This is a genomic window from Rhodopirellula maiorica SM1 (assembly GCF_000346295.1).
Classification (GTDB): domain Bacteria; phylum Planctomycetota; class Planctomycetia; order Pirellulales; family Pirellulaceae; genus Novipirellula; species Novipirellula maiorica.
The window spans coordinates 1-14,453 of the sequence record NZ_ANOG01000896.1; the positions used below are offsets into that span (position 1 = coordinate 1).

The 14,453-nt window shown below is 53.9% G+C and carries 14 protein-coding genes; 6 read left to right on the forward strand and 8 right to left on the reverse strand.

Annotated features, from left to right (window positions below):
• Positions 1–279 precede the first annotated feature (279 nt).
• Together RMSM_RS28425 and RMSM_RS28430 are read left to right on the forward strand one after the other, a co-directional pair.
• Complete coding sequence (locus RMSM_RS28425) at positions 280–1,092, forward strand: SDR family oxidoreductase (protein ID WP_008705385.1); 813 nt, start codon at positions 280–282, stop codon at positions 1,090–1,092.
• 328 nt (positions 1,093–1,420) lie between these two features.
• Positions 1,421–1,819: a hypothetical protein gene (locus RMSM_RS28430; protein ID WP_008705387.1), complete on the forward strand. Its 399-nt coding sequence runs from the start codon at positions 1,421–1,423 to the stop codon at positions 1,817–1,819.
• A 189-nt stretch (positions 1,820–2,008) separates the two neighbouring features.
• On the opposite strand, the gene RMSM_RS28435 is transcribed toward RMSM_RS28430, so the two are convergent.
• The gene (locus tag RMSM_RS28435) at positions 2,009–2,320 is read right to left on the reverse strand and encodes a hypothetical protein (protein WP_008705389.1); all 312 of its coding nucleotides are present in this window, start codon (positions 2,318–2,320) and stop codon (positions 2,009–2,011) included.
• A gap of 259 nt (positions 2,321–2,579) precedes the next feature.
• On the opposite strand from RMSM_RS28435, the gene RMSM_RS28440 reads away from it, so the two are divergent.
• Complete coding sequence (locus RMSM_RS28440) at positions 2,580–2,864, forward strand: hypothetical protein (RefSeq protein ID WP_008705391.1); 285 nt, start codon at positions 2,580–2,582, stop codon at positions 2,862–2,864.
• A 34-nt stretch (positions 2,865–2,898) separates the two neighbouring features.
• On the opposite strand, the gene RMSM_RS28445 is transcribed toward RMSM_RS28440, so the two are convergent.
• A complete protein-coding gene (locus tag RMSM_RS28445; protein WP_052031848.1) occupies positions 2,899–3,852 on the reverse strand; it encodes an NAD(P)-dependent alcohol dehydrogenase in 954 nt (317 codons plus the stop codon).
• Between the two features lie 390 nt (positions 3,853–4,242).
• Between RMSM_RS28445 and RMSM_RS28450 the strand changes: the two genes are divergently transcribed.
• The gene (locus tag RMSM_RS28450; RefSeq protein WP_040769809.1) at positions 4,243–5,244 is read left to right on the forward strand and encodes a hypothetical protein; all 1,002 of its coding nucleotides are present in this window, start codon (positions 4,243–4,245) and stop codon (positions 5,242–5,244) included.
• 61 nt (positions 5,245–5,305) lie between these two features.
• Here RMSM_RS28450 and RMSM_RS43075 read toward each other — a convergent pair whose 3' ends face one another.
• Together RMSM_RS43075 and RMSM_RS28455 are read right to left on the reverse strand one after the other, a co-directional pair.
• Positions 5,306–5,827, reverse strand: coding sequence for an alkaline phosphatase family protein (locus RMSM_RS43075; RefSeq protein WP_236622339.1), 522 nt, complete (start codon positions 5,825–5,827; stop codon positions 5,306–5,308).
• Complete coding sequence (locus RMSM_RS28455) at positions 5,781–6,815, reverse strand: sulfatase-like hydrolase/transferase (protein WP_008705399.1); 1,035 nt, start codon at positions 6,813–6,815, stop codon at positions 5,781–5,783. Before RMSM_RS28455 ends, RMSM_RS43075 begins: the two co-directional genes overlap by 47 nt.
• A 436-nt stretch (positions 6,816–7,251) precedes the next feature.
• On the opposite strand from RMSM_RS28455, the gene RMSM_RS28460 reads away from it, so the two are divergent.
• Positions 7,252–8,649 (forward strand): RtcB family protein, encoded by a 1,398-nt coding sequence (locus tag RMSM_RS28460; protein ID WP_008705403.1) that lies wholly within the window; start codon positions 7,252–7,254, stop codon positions 8,647–8,649.
• A 243-nt stretch (positions 8,650–8,892) separates the two neighbouring features.
• Here the strand turns inward: RMSM_RS28460 and RMSM_RS28465 are convergent, their stop codons facing one another.
• Positions 8,893–10,239 (reverse strand): M20 metallopeptidase family protein, encoded by a 1,347-nt coding sequence (locus RMSM_RS28465; RefSeq protein WP_008705405.1) that lies wholly within the window; start codon positions 10,237–10,239, stop codon positions 8,893–8,895.
• Positions 10,240–10,539: 300 nt separating this feature from the next.
• Between RMSM_RS28465 and RMSM_RS28470 the strand changes: the two genes are divergently transcribed.
• The gene (locus RMSM_RS28470) at positions 10,540–11,664 is read left to right on the forward strand and encodes a leucine-rich repeat domain-containing protein (RefSeq protein ID WP_144058035.1); all 1,125 of its coding nucleotides are present in this window, start codon (positions 10,540–10,542) and stop codon (positions 11,662–11,664) included.
• A gap of 186 nt (positions 11,665–11,850) precedes the next feature.
• On the opposite strand, the gene RMSM_RS28475 is transcribed toward RMSM_RS28470, so the two are convergent.
• From RMSM_RS28475 to RMSM_RS28485, 3 genes are all read right to left on the reverse strand, one after another.
• Positions 11,851–12,660, reverse strand: a complete 810-nt coding sequence (locus tag RMSM_RS28475) for a hypothetical protein (RefSeq protein WP_008705410.1) — start codon at positions 12,658–12,660, stop codon at positions 11,851–11,853.
• Complete coding sequence (locus RMSM_RS28480) at positions 12,657–13,106, reverse strand: hypothetical protein (RefSeq protein ID WP_008705412.1); 450 nt, start codon at positions 13,104–13,106, stop codon at positions 12,657–12,659. The genes RMSM_RS28475 and RMSM_RS28480 overlap by 4 nt, the downstream gene beginning before the upstream one ends.
• A gap of 92 nt (positions 13,107–13,198) precedes the next feature.
• The coding region (locus tag RMSM_RS28485; RefSeq protein WP_040769811.1) for a prenyltransferase/squalene oxidase repeat-containing protein at positions 13,199–14,453 on the reverse strand (1,255 nt) is incomplete at its 5' end.

Consider the following 14,453-nt stretch of genomic DNA (forward strand, 5'->3'; position numbering starts at 1 on the left):
GATCGGCCTCACATGGCTTTTTTTGCCGCGTCACTGAGTTTGTTGATCGGTGCCTTGGGGGCAAGTTTTGAGTCGCAGCACTATTTTCGTCATATCATCTTTGTCGACGAAGAGATTTAATGGCGGGGGGGAAGTCGGTTTCTGCGGCTGAATCCTGAACTGGCAGTGGAAAACGCTTCATCTGATAACGAAGCGCGGCTGCATATCGAAAGCATCAAAACCCATCTGTTCGATCACACTTGAACGTACCCTCTCTCACCAAAACGAGTTAGCAAAACTATGAATCCACGAAAAGCGATTGTTACAGGTGGCAGTACTGGAATTGGGCGTTCCACGGCAATCGTTTTGGCACGCGCCGGCTACGATGTCGCGATCACATATTTAAGCGGCGATGACGAGGCGAGACAAACCGCGGACGAAATCGAATCGCTGGGACGCCGCTGTGTCGTCAAACAGCTCGATTTGTCGGACCCCGAATCCGCCAACCCATGCGTGGATGAAATGGCGGGTGAGTTGGGCGGGCTCGATGTGATGGTGAGTAACGCCGGCATGATGGTTAAGCAAAAAATGCCGGATCTCGATCTGGAAACCACCTACAAAATTTTCAACGTTAACGCCTTTGGTGCGATGATGGCAATCCAGCGTAGCCTCAAGTATTTGTTGCCAAACGGATTAACGGGGCCGCCTCGTGAAACCCCTGGACGAATCATTGTTGTTACTAGCGTGCATGAAGTGATCGCAAATCCGAGTGATACGCTTTACACGATGACCAAACATGCGTTGGGCGGGATGGTGAAGTGTTTGGCGCTGGACCTGTCACCGCTGAACGTCACTGTCAATTCAGTCGCACCGGGCGAGATTGCGACACCGATGAACGATATGGGGCCTGAGGATATTGCCAATTCTACGCGTCCCGCGATTCCGGTTCGGCGGCCAGGCTATCCGGACGAAGTCGGTGCCGTGATTGAGTTCTTGGCAAGCGAAAAGAGTGGATTCGTGACCGGATCACGTTGGACCGTCGATGGTGGTTTCGAAGCCGCCGCGCCGATGGCCGCTTCGGGTTTTCGTGACGCCTATCTGAAGCAATCTTGAACAACCAATGTTGCTGCACCGCCAATGTTACTGCACCGCCAATGTTACTGCACCGCGATGCGTCTCGCACATCCGCGTCAGGGGCAAGTATTGGCAGATTAGCGGCCAGAGCAATCGCTTTGCGACCACGTTCGGGACGAAACGTGGTTTGGATGGTGAAAATTGAGAGCGAACTCAGAAATTTAAAATATGGCACGCCGCTTGCGTCAATGGCATCGCTGTGGTGAGTCAAGGCGTGTTTGGTTGCAATGGGTGCCGACGCGATGAGGACTTGCCATTTGATGTTCAGAGAATAGCCCCACCCTCAATAAGCTTAGGAACTAGAACGATGAAACTTGCAATTTCCACATTGGCATTGTCAGTTTGTTTGGCAGCCGCCGGATGTAACGACAGCGTGTACGACGAGCAAGCCGACGCCGTCCGCGACACGACTCAAGAGTATGCGTCGGATGTGCGTGACGACACGCAAGCAACGGCTGAGTCGATTCGTGAACAAAGCCAACAAAAGGCAGAAAACATTCGCGACCGCTATGAGGCCGCCAAGCCAGCGGTTGAAGATAACGCCGAAGAACGAGCGGATGCCATCGAAGAGCGTGGCGAAACGAAGGCTGATCAGCTCGAAGAACGTGGCGAGAACAAGGCGGATCAAATCGAGAATCAAGGTGAGGAGAAAGCCGATCGGCTCGAAGAACTCGATGACACCGATGCCATCGAAGAAGTTGAGTAAGTTGGCGATCGGGTAATCAAACAGTAATTGATCTACTCCCTTGCAAAACTTGAAAACGCACAACGATCATCGTTGTGCGTTATTTTTTGTCATCAGCGTGGAAAGAATGCTGCGTAGGATCAGGGAACGGTGGAAGCGATGGCCGGGTGAGCAACACCCGACCAGCGATAGAAAGCTGATCGGCAAGTTCTATGCGAGGCTGCCACCTTCGAGAATTTGTTGTCCGACGAACCGATAGCGTGGTTTACCACCACGACGATCCAGTCGATACAGTGCCGCACTGCGCACATCCGATGCCGCCGCCGTTCGATCGCCTCCAATAAAACGCAGCGTTGCGGTGCTGAACGCCAACCAGACAGATCGAGGTACTTTATCGACCTGCGAGCAGGGTTGTAGCAATCCGTCATACGGACCGCCAATGAACTCGATTTCTTCTTGGTCGATGTGAACATCAACCTCATCTCGATTCACACTCGATTGGAAGTATCGGATGTGGGCCATGATTCGTTGGAAAAAAACTATCACTCGCATGTTGATCCCCCCGGGCAACGGTGGTGTCGGTCGTATTCACGATTAATCGGCGTTCCCTTCCGCGTCTCACTCTGCGCGCCATTTGTGGATCGATGTAACGATTGCGTCGAGCGAATTTTTCGTTATCCGTTGTTTTAGAGAACGAAGCAATCAATGTGCCTTTGGCAAGCGATTTGCATGATTGAACCAAGAATCATCAGTATTCTGAAAATCAAAAAGGGATGTCAAAATGGCGAATACCACCACTGATCACAATACGATTCGCAAATGGGTCGAAGACCGCGGCGGAGTCCCCGCGACCGTAGAACAAACCGCCGACGACAGTGAATCGGTCGGTTTATTAAGAATTGATTTTCCACACGGCTCGCGTAACGATCGTTTGTCGACCATTTCGTGGGAGATGTTTTTCGAGAAATTTGATTCCGAAAACCTTGCCTTCCTTCACGAGGACAAGGCGGCTAACGATGAGCTCAGCCGATTTTGCAAATTCATCCATCGAGCCGAAGCAGAATAAGTTCGCTACGGATCGAGAGACGGTAAGACACGGATCACAGATCCGTGTTGCGTTCATTAACGAGCACGACTTTGCCTTGATCGACTCCGTCTTCAACGCGTCGATGAGCTGCTGCGGCGTTGGCAAAGTCGTAACAGCTATCGATCGTGATGCTCAATTTTCCCTGCTCGTACAATTTGATCAGTTCACGAAGATCATCGCCGGAGGTTTTTGCCAGCATCACCGTCCCCGATTTTGACAGAGGCCACGTGACAAGCGTCATCAGCATGCCTTTGACGTCCGGCTCGGTCGACACATACCGGCCGCCGGGGTTGAGCACGTCGCGTGATTCGAAATAGCCTGATTTGCCTGCGGCATCAAAGATCAAGTCCCAGCTTTCACTCGATTCGGTAAAGTCGACCTTTTCGTAGTCGTAGAAATGATCGGCTCCGATTGACATGCAAAACGCTTCGTTGTCGCCACTGGCTACCGCGTCGACGTGGCATCCGAATGCCTTGGCAATTTGGACCGCGAACATTCCGACTCCTCCGCTTGCACCATTGATCAGCACCCGGTCGCCCGGTTCCATGTTGCCATGATCTCGCAACGATTGTAGTGCTGTGGTGCCTGCCAACGGGATTGCGGCGGCTTCTTCGATCGTCATCGTGTCGGGGATCTTCGCGGTAACGTCGATCGCACAGACAGCGTAATCCGCCAGCGCGCCACCACGGGCATGATCGAGAAACGCGATCACTCGGTCACCCGGCGAAAAGGGGGCGTCGTCGGCACAATCGGCAATCACGCCAGCGACATCGTAGCCTGGGATTCGTGGAAATCCGCCCGGCAGCAACCCTTTCATTTCTCCGCTGCGAAGCCGATAGTCGATCGGATTGACGCTCGACGCCAACACCTTGATCAAAACTTGACCAGGAAGCCGGTTGGGTATGGGAAGACTTGTTGAATGCAACACGTTGGCGTCGCCGTAGTCGTCATACACAACGGCCTGCATGGTTTTATTAACGGCTTGCGTTGTTTTTTCGGTAGAGTAATTCAAAGCAGTCGATCCTCTAAATAGCTAAAGCAGGTTGGCAGGAATTTTTGGATGAAATTCCGGTGGCTAATTGAACGCTAGCCGCGGTTGAGCATCGGAGCTCTAGCTAGTACCAAAACGGCTAATACGCCCAAGGACTGCTACGTGCCTAATTCAATAAATCCCGTTGCGGCGCGACATCGACAATACGAAGGTGCAATATGTCAATGAAGCTCTCGCGAACGGCCAGAGGATGACACCGGTGCAACTTGCGTACCAGCGTGAGTGCGCCCGAGGTTGTTCGGCTTTGTGCCGGAAGCAGAGGTGATCGACCCCTTCGTGGCTTTTGTTTGTGTTAGGCTGAGACGGATGAATAGTTTTGATCAGGAAGCATTCGACACAGAAATCAAACTCCGATATCGAGAGCGGAAGCGTCGTCGTTACTTTGTCACGACGGTCGCGATGATGCTTGCTGTTTGGTGGGCAACGCACGCAGTCGCGGCGACATTGAATTCTTCGTTCTTCTATAGCGTGGCCTCATCCAACTCGCTCACTTATTTGCTGGCGACGGGATTGACCGCGATTTTCACCAGCCTCACCAGTGTGGTAGCACTACAAATTGCGGTTTGGTGGCAGTGGCCCGTGCCCCAGCGATCGCCTTGGAAAGGTTTCACGATACTGGTATTCAGCTATGCGGTGTTAAATCTGTACCCGTACTTGCAAAACGAAATGTGGGAGATGTTTGGCACGCGATGGTGGTCGATCGTTGCCATAACGCTGGCATTCCATCTGATCGTGATCCCGCTGTATGTGCTTGGAATGCGTATTCCGGGGCGGCTTTTGCAGTTTCACTTGTTTGACGCAATGGATGACCCGTTACCAAGCGAGTCTTCGTCGCCACCGAATCAACGCTGGAGCATCGCGGGTTTTGTTGTTCTGACGCTCTTAGTGGCGTTGTTGATGGCTTTATACCAAGGCATGCGTAAACTGTTTGAAACACAACTCGGCGACGGGGTCATGACTTACTATCCACCAAATGATTTGGTCATGATGATTTATCTGGTCGTCGATATCACAGCAAGTCTGTTGTTGCTGTGGGCAGCTGCCCTTAGCGGACTGAGTCGACACCGATGGGCCATCGCGTTGTTGGTGCTGTCGGTGATGTCTTCTTGGTTTGCAGAAGCGGCCTACATGTCGATCGTTGCCGATGGACTATCCGTCATGCAAGTCCGTTGGTTTGACCTATTCATTCGTCACGCGTTTGGCGGCGTTACCGTCTATCTCGTTTCGCGTTGGTGTTTTCGACGTTGGCGGATTGCGGGTTACCAATTGCGAGGTTGGGTCCAGCGCCGCGAACTGACCCCACCGTAAGCAGGCTCTGCATGCCACGATCCGATTGGCTTCACCTCTGCCGATGACAGCCATCACGCCATCATCGAGGTTCCGTTCTGACACCCCACTGATCATAGTGTTTTGCACTTTCAGCATTCCATGTTGGCGAGGATCCCCACAGCGGCACTGTTGCCAGAGATGCTTCCCATTCCCCCAATATTTGGTAGAGCTGTTCCGCACGTGAACGCTCGGCACGCGAACGGTCGTCGGCTTCGGCAAGATCGGAGTCGACTTGAAATAGTTGAGCAGGACGATGCGACAGCGTAATCAGTTTGTCCTCGCCGTCGCGAACCGCTGTTTGACCTTGCAGTCGCCAAAACAGCGTGCGCGCAGCCGCATCTGATTCTCCACGTAAATGTGGCAACAAGTTGATACCGTCGTAGGCTCCGTATTTTGCCTCGGCGCGACGACGATTGCGTTTGTCTTCATGTGATGGAGCTGGTTTCAGTGGCAATAAATCCGCACCAGCCGCCGCCATGAACGTGGGCAACACATCCAGGCTCGAGATCACCGTGTCAGTCTGTTTGCCGGCCGGCAACTGCCCAGGCCAAGACCAAATCATCGGCACCCGAATCGCCCCCTTCTCGCAAACAGCCTTTGACACCCGAGAACGGGCCATTCCAGCTGGCATTGTTGGTAGCACCGCCGTTGTCCGAAAAGAAAACGATCAAGGTATCGTCAAGCTGACCGCTTTCTTTCAGGTAAGAACGTACACGTCCAACGCCGCGATCCAACGCGTACATCATCGCAGCGTAGGTGCGTCGTTTCGGATCGCGGATGTGAGCGAACTTTGCCAGATCTTGGTCGGTCGCCTGCATTGGCGTGTGAGGTGCGTTGTAGGACAACATCAACATCCACGGTTTCGACTCAGTGGATTCATCCTGAGTTTTGATCCAGCCTAGTGCCTCGTCGGTAAAAAAATCGGTCAGATAAGGACTGGAAAACTCTCGGAGTGGTTCTCCGTTTCGCTGCAGTTGGTGTTTTTCAGGTGTGGGAAAGTAATGATGGCTTCCGACCAACATGCCACAAAAATGGTCAAAACCGCGAGCGTTGGGATGATGAACCTCGTGGCTACCCAAATGCCACTTGCCAATCAAGGCGGTGGCGTAACCAGCGGAGCGAAGTTGATCCCCCAATGTGAGTTCGCTCGGCGGCAACCCCAACAACTCGGGGCGTGTTCCGTAGGCGGCAGCGGATTGATTCAAATTTGACTCGTACCCAAATCGACGAGGATCGCGTCCAGTTAACAGTCCGGCACGCGATGGCGAACAAACCGAGCTGGTGACGTACGCTTGACGACAAAAGACGCCTGATTTCGCGAGCGAATCAAGATGCGGCGTCAGCAGATGTTGGCTGCCGTTGTAACCGAGATCGCCATAGCCCATGTCATCCGCCAGCACGATCAACAAGTTAGGACGTTCATCGGACGCAGCCGTAACGCCACCGTGCGAGACGGCGGAGAATGTAGCGAACGCGACCAACACGGCGTAAAAGGATCGTAAACGCGGCGTAAAATTCGTCGTCGCGTTGTGATGGGAAGTTGAATTCATGGTGTTCTTGGTAGGGCAATTTCGCGAGTGAAAAATCTTCAGTGGCTGAGCAGTCTATGTTAATCCGTGATGGACGGTTTGTGGTTCCGTGTCGTCGCAACAAAGACCTCACGCGTGGTTGAGTCGACGTTGCGAGCTCAATGCGATCGACTTTTGCACCCAATGGGAATTATTCGAGTAGTGGGATTCGCCAGAATTCCCAGCTTTGCCGTTGGAGTGATAGGAACTCTGGTGAGTTCCACTACGAAAGTGGATGGCATGGACGTACACAACCTCCGTTCGTCGTGCGGCAAAAACAGCACGCCATTTTGTTTTTTGATAAAAAGAAAGCGAGCCTACCAGCCTGTTCGTTGTCTAGATTCGTAGGGGGCTGTTGATCCGGTCGAGCGGTAGGGCAACGGCGGAATCTGACCTGGAAGACAACGAGATTATCCAAATGAAAACACGCGAACTGAGTAACCTCGGCGTTCCCAAAGGTTCGGCGATGCAAATTGCCAAGGAAACGATCAAGGCGGCTGCGGAGTCGGGGCTGCAGCACGCGGTTCTTCGTGCCGCGGTCGCAAAAGTGGTCGAGTCGCCCAAGTCGTTCTTGGAACATGAAATTTGGGGGAAATTGGCGGCAGAGTTGACGGGAGTGTTCGCCGCTCAAGCACGTTACGTTGGACGCGAGCAACCGGCGCCTTGGCGACAATGGGGCGATGATCTGGAACTGACGGCTGTCCAGCAAATGGCCCACGCGTGTCAATTACCGATCTCGGTCAGCGGGGCGCTAATGCCCGATGCGCATCAAGGATACGGATTGCCGATCGGCGGTGTATTGGCCACCAAAGACTGTGTTATTCCGTATGCCGTCGGGGTGGATATCGCATGCCGGATGAAAATGACGGTGTTAGATTTGCCGACGACCGCGCTGGAGAAACAGCAAGACCGGTTGCGGGGGGCGATCGAACGAGAAACGCAGTTTGGTATCGGTGCTCGGTTTCGCAAGCCTCGTGAGCATGAGGTGATGGATGCCGATTGGAGCGTCTCGCATATCACGAAGAACAACCGTGACAAGGCATGGAAGCAATTAGGGACCAGCGGAAGTGGAAATCACTTTGTCGAATTCGGAATTCTGACGCTTCCCGATGACGATCTTGGTCTGCAATCCGGCCAGTACTTGGCGCTACTCAGCCACAGTGGGTCACGAGGTACGGGGGCAGCAGTTTGCGACTACTACAGCCGCGTGGCCAAGCAACTGCATCCCGAGCTGCCTCGAGAATTAGTCAACCTCGCATGGTTAGACCTTGATTCCGATCCGGGTGCCGAGTACTGGGCGGCGATGAATTTGATGGGCGAATATGCCGCAGCAAATCATGCCTGCATTCACAAAGCGATCGCTAAGCATCTTGGCGTCGATGTGATATTGGATATCGAAAACCACCACAATTTCGCTTGGAAAGAAAACCACGGGGGCGAATCGTTGATCGTCCATCGCAAGGGAGCTACGCCTGCGGGTGCCGGCGTGTTGGGGATCATTCCGGGGTCAATGGGGGCACCGGGCTACGTTGTACGCGGCAAAGGTGTCGAGACGTCGCTGCGAAGTGCGTCGCATGGCGCCGGTCGAAAGATGAGCCGAACGGCAGCGAAACGTCAATTCAATTGGAAAGACGTGAAGCCGTTTTTAGCCAAACGTGGCGTGACGTTGATGTCGGCGGGATTAGACGAAGTTCCGATGGCTTACAAGGACATTGATCAAGTAATGGCATCACAACAAGATCTGGTGGATACGGTTGCTCGGTTTGATCCCAAATTGGTCAAGATGGCACCCGCCGGCGAACGACCCGAGGACTAGGTCCACGCAGCCAAAAATTTAGGATCCCCCGTGTTGGACTTCGCCGTAGTGGACTTCGCCAGAAGTCCTGAAGATTATTTGCGCCCCGGATTTCTGGCGAAATCAACTACGTCTAATTTGACCCGTAGTGGACTTCGCCAGAAGTCCCTGGACATGATTTGAGCCTCGGATTTCTGGCGAAATCCACTACGTTTGAAGCTCGGATTCGTCGGAGCAAGGGAAACCGTTGGCAAGACTTACGGCCTACGGCTTCATTAGGTCCAACAGTGATGCGGTCATCGTCGCAAAAGCGGTCTTCAGCGTTTCGGGTGCATCTGGATAGTAGACTCCCGAATGCAGCGACGGTGCGGGGATACCAAGCTGCTCGAATCGATCGAGTCTATTTTGGCTGACTGAGCCGACCGAGTACATCAAAATTGGGACTCCGGCGATCCCATAGCGGCTAAAGTCCTCGCCTCCCATCGATTGTTCGCCTGGAATCATCTTGTCTTCGCCTAACACATCCGCAAACAGTTTTGTCATTCGCGATGTCAACTCGTCATCGTTTCGCAGCGAAGGGGTTCCTTGACTGATCAGCACATCGGGTTCTTCCGCGTTGTGCGCCAACGCCACTGCCAATGCCCGTCGACGAATCGCAGCGAGCACTTGTTGTCGAACTTCTTCGCTGTAACTTCGCACCGTCAATTGCAGCTTGCATTCGTTGCCAATCACATTGTGTTTCGTTCCACCGTGAATGGAACCAACGGTCACCACCGCAGGCTCGATCGGCTTGACTTCGCGACTGACGATCATCTGCAGCGACAAAACCAAATCAGCCGCTTGAACGATCGGGTCGATTGTCGAATGCGGTGCCGATCCGTGACCGCCACGTCCCTTGACTGTGATGTCAACGCTGTCGACGTTCGCTAACGAGTAGCCGGGTGTGACGCTGATCGCGCCCGTGGGCTTGTCTGCGCTGACGTGGATGGCAATTGCGTAATCGGGCTTCGGGAACCTCTCAAACAAGCCATCTCCTAACATCGCCTTCGCTCCTTCGCCGAGCTCTTCGGCGGGTTGACCGATCATCATCAGCGTTCCCGACCACTGATCTCGATGTTCGCTCATGTAACGTCCCACCGTGGTCACATTGGTCATGTGAATATCGTGACCACAGGCATGCATCACGCCAGTGCTGCTGCCGTCTTCACGCGTCGCTTGTACGGTCGAGGCAAACGGAACCGGGGTCTGTTCGGTCACTGGTAACGCGTCCAAATCCGTGCGAATCATTACGACCGGGCCGTTGCCATTGTGCATGACTCCCACGATCCCGTGCCCTCCCACGCCGGTGGTCATTTCGAAACCGAGTTCCTTCCAGATCGCCGCCAACTTGGCCGCCGTCTTCTCTTCCTCAAACGAGAGCTCGGGGTGTTGGTGCAGCCAACGATATAGAGTGAGGAAATCGTCTTGGTTTTGCTCAAACCACTTCACTGCAGACGTGGTGACGACCGTCGAGGCAGTCGGCGATTCCGCCCAGGCCGCCGAATTGTGGGTCGTTCCATTGACCAGAAGAGCTGTCAGCAAAACAATCGCGACACAAGTGCGAGAACGCATAAGTAAGCCTTTGTCGAAGATAGGGGGACAACGCCAGAGCTGTATTCTAAACGTTCGTCCTTGTGTCTGCTATGATTACGCGAGTTCATGCACCCTTGATACCTGGGCAACGTCCTACCCCCTGCATGACGCGTGCTATTTTCTTGTGCTCTGCTACGCTCGGTCCTCCAGCCGGTTTATGCTGTTAGCGGAAATACGAGTTTGTTGACCGGTTAGCTGGCTGACTCGAATGACAGCCTGGATGCCGAAACGATGACAGGCTGGAAGCCTATCCCACTTTTTACCCACCAAATTTGATTCATGCGAATTACATCTTTCACGTTTGCATCCCTGGTTCTTGGTAGCTGCTTTGTGTTTAGCGCCGGCTGCGATTCGAAGCAAGAACCGGCGGATCCCGTTCCGTCGACCGCCGCCGCAAAAGTCCAACCCACTGTCACCGACGATCCCGATGCGGTTGCTGCGATCGAGGCAACATCGGCCAAGCTGAAAAAGGATGCTGACGGAGCGATTGTGGAGGTCGATTTCCGCGGCACGTCGGTTGATGATTCCCAGCTCGCGTTGCTTAAACCTTTAAAACGCGTGCGTTCGGTCTTGCTGGGCGGCACGGCGATCAGCGACGAGGGACTGAAAACACTTGCCGAAGTCGCGACTCTAGAGAACGTGGATCTGCGTGATTGCAAAATCGGGAACGCGGGACTGGCCAATCTGACGCCACTTTCACGATTGAAAGCACTACGGTTGTCTGGAAAAAGTGGGGATTGCTCGGTCGATGACGACGGAATGCAGCATGTCGCCAAATTTGGAAACTTGAAAGTGTTGGCGATCGATTTCCTGTGGATCAGCGAAGTCGGGCTCGAGGAATTGACGGGGCTGGAAAACTTACAAGAACTGTACATGGCCGAAACCACGATTGGTAACGATGCCATTGCCATCCTGGCGAATTTTCCAAACCTGAAAAAGCTTCGATTGGCGAAAAACCAAATTGATGCAATGGGAATGGCCGAGCTTCCAAAAATCAAGAATCTCGAAGAGTTGGACATCAGTGAGTGTGCTCAACTGTTTGATGATGCAATGCAGCCGCTGAGTGAGCTGACCAAACTCAAAAAGCTAAATGTGTGGCGAGTCAATATTTCGGATGCGGGGGTCGAGCCACTGAAGGGGCTGACATCGCTCGAATCACTGAATCTGGATAATACGCGGCTGACGGATGCCGGTATGCCTTACCTGAGCGACCTAACGAACTTGACATTCTTGCATTTGGGGTCGACTCAAATCAGTGACGCCGGACTGGTTCACTTGGAAGGGCTGACGTCGCTCGAGGATCTGAAAGTGACTCGTACTGCGGTAACTCAAGAAGGCGTCGATAAGCTGAAGCAAAAACTTCCCAAGACCGACATTCAGCTAAAGTACATTGAGGGCCAATAGTCCGAGTCGGCCGGATACAAGTAGGCCGGATCAAGTCGCGGCAGCGATGCAGATTCGGCAATAACATTCTCGCAACGAAATTTGTGAAGTCTTTCGTTGCAGTCCGATTCAACGCAGCTTTCGCTTCGCCTAACCTCTTTTTCCTCCATGCCGGATCTCGGCTCCGCTGCGATCCGGCTTGTCAGATTACGCTACGTCATTGATTTGCCGATTCGCGTAATGGGCAGCGATCAAAGCCAATGCGGAGCACATCAGCGGATCGTTCTCTTTCATCAATCCACTTTGTTGATTGATGATGCTGCCGTCGGATCTCTGATGACGCTGTAAACGTTCAATGAGTTGCTCTGCCCAGTCGCCGCCGATCCCGAGCCGCCAATAGGCTTCGGCTCGGACAGCTTGGTGGTAGAAATAGACGGCTTCGCCCCAGGGTTCAGGATAATCGCGAGGAATGCCGTAGGGATATTCCCAGTCGCCGTGTTGTTTCAGCCAAACTCGCGCTGCAACAACGCGTTCGTCGTTCATGTCCACGCCCGACGCGAGCAGAGCGATCACGCCATCACACGTCGCAGTGGCATAGCTGCGAAAGAAAGTCCGACCGGCTTTCCGTTCGATGCGTCCCTTGTTCGCGGCCAGGATGATCGGCGAAAAATAAAAGCCACCGTCATCGATTGCCAACTGATCGAACTTTTGTTCGCCACCGACATCTCCCGTTTCTGGCTGAGGCCGCGTTTCGGACGGATGCTTTTGCAGTAGGCGAAGAAAGTGCTGAGCGTTGGCATTGGTTAGGTCGAGTTGACTTCGTTCGGTAGCCGGCATGTGATCGGATGCCGCACTATGTCGGGGGCGATGGTTCAATGCTGCCAACGCCCAACGCGTGTGCGATAAATCCATGTGTCCCGTCTGTCCTGCGGGCTGCACGCCGCCGAACCCCCAACCACCGTACGCCAGATGCGACTTTGGGAATCCACGCGACTCGGTGAATTGTTGCTGCGTCAAAAAACGCGCAGTGAAACGATCGTTTCTTTGTCGCCAGAGCAATCCTGGAAACAGCGTAACGCAAAACCGCTTGCAAACACCGGATATTCCAAAACATCGGGGTCGGCAACGCCGAGTGCGCCACCCCTGATTTTGCCCCGCATCCACGCGATGGCTTTCTCTGCCATCGCAGTATCGGCGATCTTAGGATTCGCACCGAGCAAAGCCGACAGCACAAACGGTGTTAATGCTTGGCCGCTTTTCAGCAGGGCGTAGGTTCGGCTTTTCCAAGCTCCGTTGGCCGATTGCTGTTGCCGAAGAAAATTTACAAGGTTGTCGATCAGCGACTGACTTTGCGTTTGCGTTATCTCGTGATCGGCGGCAAACAGTGGCACGTTGAGGGCCAAGTAGCCGGTGGTTGCCAAGCCGGCCGCCAGAAAGCGACGTCGGGAGGATCGAAAATTCATCAGCCAAATTCCTCTGCGGTATCGAACCTCATCACCAGGATGTCGCCAACGTTTTCAGCATCCTGGTGGATGGTGAACTCAACAAACGTCGTTTACTTTGCGGACGCGATCCGTTTCAGTAGTTTGATGTCGTTGTGTGTCGTGATCACTTGCAGCGCCGCAGCGGTGCAGAACACGGGACTGGTGATGCAGTGATGCCCGTTCCAGCTGCCATCGGGATTCTGGACTTTAGCGAGTCGGTCGATCATCTTGGAATTCCATTTCTGCCACGCATCACCTCCGGCGATAACCAATGATTCGCTGGTCATCAAGTAGCTCAAAAACTCTTCGCCGCCGTTGTTGCCGAACCCCGACAGCAACCGTTCGTCGTCGAGTCGTCTCAGTTGAGCTTGATTCTGGACAACCGCATCGCCGAGCAGTTTGGCTTTCTGAGCATCTTGGCCGGCGATTCGTAAGTTCTCTTCGGTGGCAATTGCATCCGCCTCAAGCTTGCCCTCTTTCTTGGCCTCTGCGATTGTTTCCGCAGCTTGAGCAGCATCGGCGGCGTTGCCGCGCAATCCTCCGGAAAAGGCGTACAGTTCAACGCCGGCCGCTGCGCCGGACGAAGCGGTTCCAGTCGTGGCATTCACGTTTTGTTTTTGATATTGCTGAGCCTTTTCAAGCTTCTTGGTATCAACGTTTTTGCCCAGTGCCTTGGCGAATTCCAGCGAATTGCAGCTCAATGCGGATTGTAGCACCGGAGCCCATCCGCCGCCGGTGTTCCAACTGCCATCTTTGGATTGAGTACGTTGGATTCGTTCGAGACACGAGGCCAATGCGGACTCGACGCGTTTGTGCCAGCGGTCGTTCTTTGGTAGCACCTCCGAGACGCGTGTCAAAAACTGGGCCGTCATTGCCGTGTCGATCATCTGTCCTAGTTTGCGTTGCGGCTGAGTGCCTTCGATCGACGTGATGCGATCGGCGTTGGGATCCGCGTTCTCGACGGCTTTGACCAAATAACGCATCGCTTTGACCACGCTGTCGCGATACTTGCCTTCGGTGGGAGTGTGCCCGGCACGCATCAACGCCGATGCGGCAAACGCAGTAGTGGCGGGGTCGGAGGGAAATTTCGCAGGGTCAAGGATCTGCTGCTGAGCATGGCTGCCGCCGCCCCAGCCACCGTCGGAATGTTGGGCTGACACTAACCAACGCAGTCCTTGTTTCACCATCTTGGCGGTGGCTTTCTTCTGTTCCTTCTTTTGATTCTTCTTCGTTTTCTCTCGCTGTGGTTCGCCCTCGGCATCCGCTCGCTCGGCTGTGGCTGCGGGTTCAGGCGTCTGTGCTTGCGCTGGAGGTGATTCGGCGGGG

Bases quoted from the DNA above. Each gene is read 5' to 3' on its own strand.
- RMSM_RS43075 (WP_236622339.1), bottom strand. From the start codon at position 5,827: ATGATTTGGTCTTGGCCTGGGCAGTTGCCGGCCGGCAAACAGACTGAC.
- RMSM_RS28450 (WP_040769809.1), top strand. From the start codon at position 4,243: ATGAATAGTTTTGATCAGGAAGCATTCGACACAGAAATCAAACTCCGA.
- RMSM_RS28455 (WP_008705399.1), bottom strand. From the start codon at position 6,815: ATGAATTCAACTTCCCATCACAACGCGACGACGAATTTTACGCCGCGT.
- RMSM_RS28470 (WP_144058035.1), top strand. From the start codon at position 10,540: ATGCGAATTACATCTTTCACGTTTGCATCCCTGGTTCTTGGTAGCTGC.
- RMSM_RS28435 (WP_008705389.1), bottom strand. From the start codon at position 2,320: ATGGCCCACATCCGATACTTCCAATCGAGTGTGAATCGAGATGAGGTT.
- RMSM_RS28440 (WP_008705391.1), top strand. From the start codon at position 2,580: ATGGCGAATACCACCACTGATCACAATACGATTCGCAAATGGGTCGAA.
- RMSM_RS28430 (WP_008705387.1), top strand. From the start codon at position 1,421: ATGAAACTTGCAATTTCCACATTGGCATTGTCAGTTTGTTTGGCAGCC.
- RMSM_RS28460 (WP_008705403.1), top strand. From the start codon at position 7,252: ATGAAAACACGCGAACTGAGTAACCTCGGCGTTCCCAAAGGTTCGGCG.
- RMSM_RS28445 (WP_052031848.1), bottom strand. From the start codon at position 3,852: ATGCAGGCCGTTGTGTATGACGACTACGGCGACGCCAACGTGTTGCAT.
- RMSM_RS28425 (WP_008705385.1), top strand. From the start codon at position 280: ATGAATCCACGAAAAGCGATTGTTACAGGTGGCAGTACTGGAATTGGG.
- RMSM_RS28480 (WP_008705412.1), bottom strand. From the start codon at position 13,106: ATGAATTTTCGATCCTCCCGACGTCGCTTTCTGGCGGCCGGCTTGGCA.
- RMSM_RS28465 (WP_008705405.1), bottom strand. From the start codon at position 10,239: ATGCGTTCTCGCACTTGTGTCGCGATTGTTTTGCTGACAGCTCTTCTG.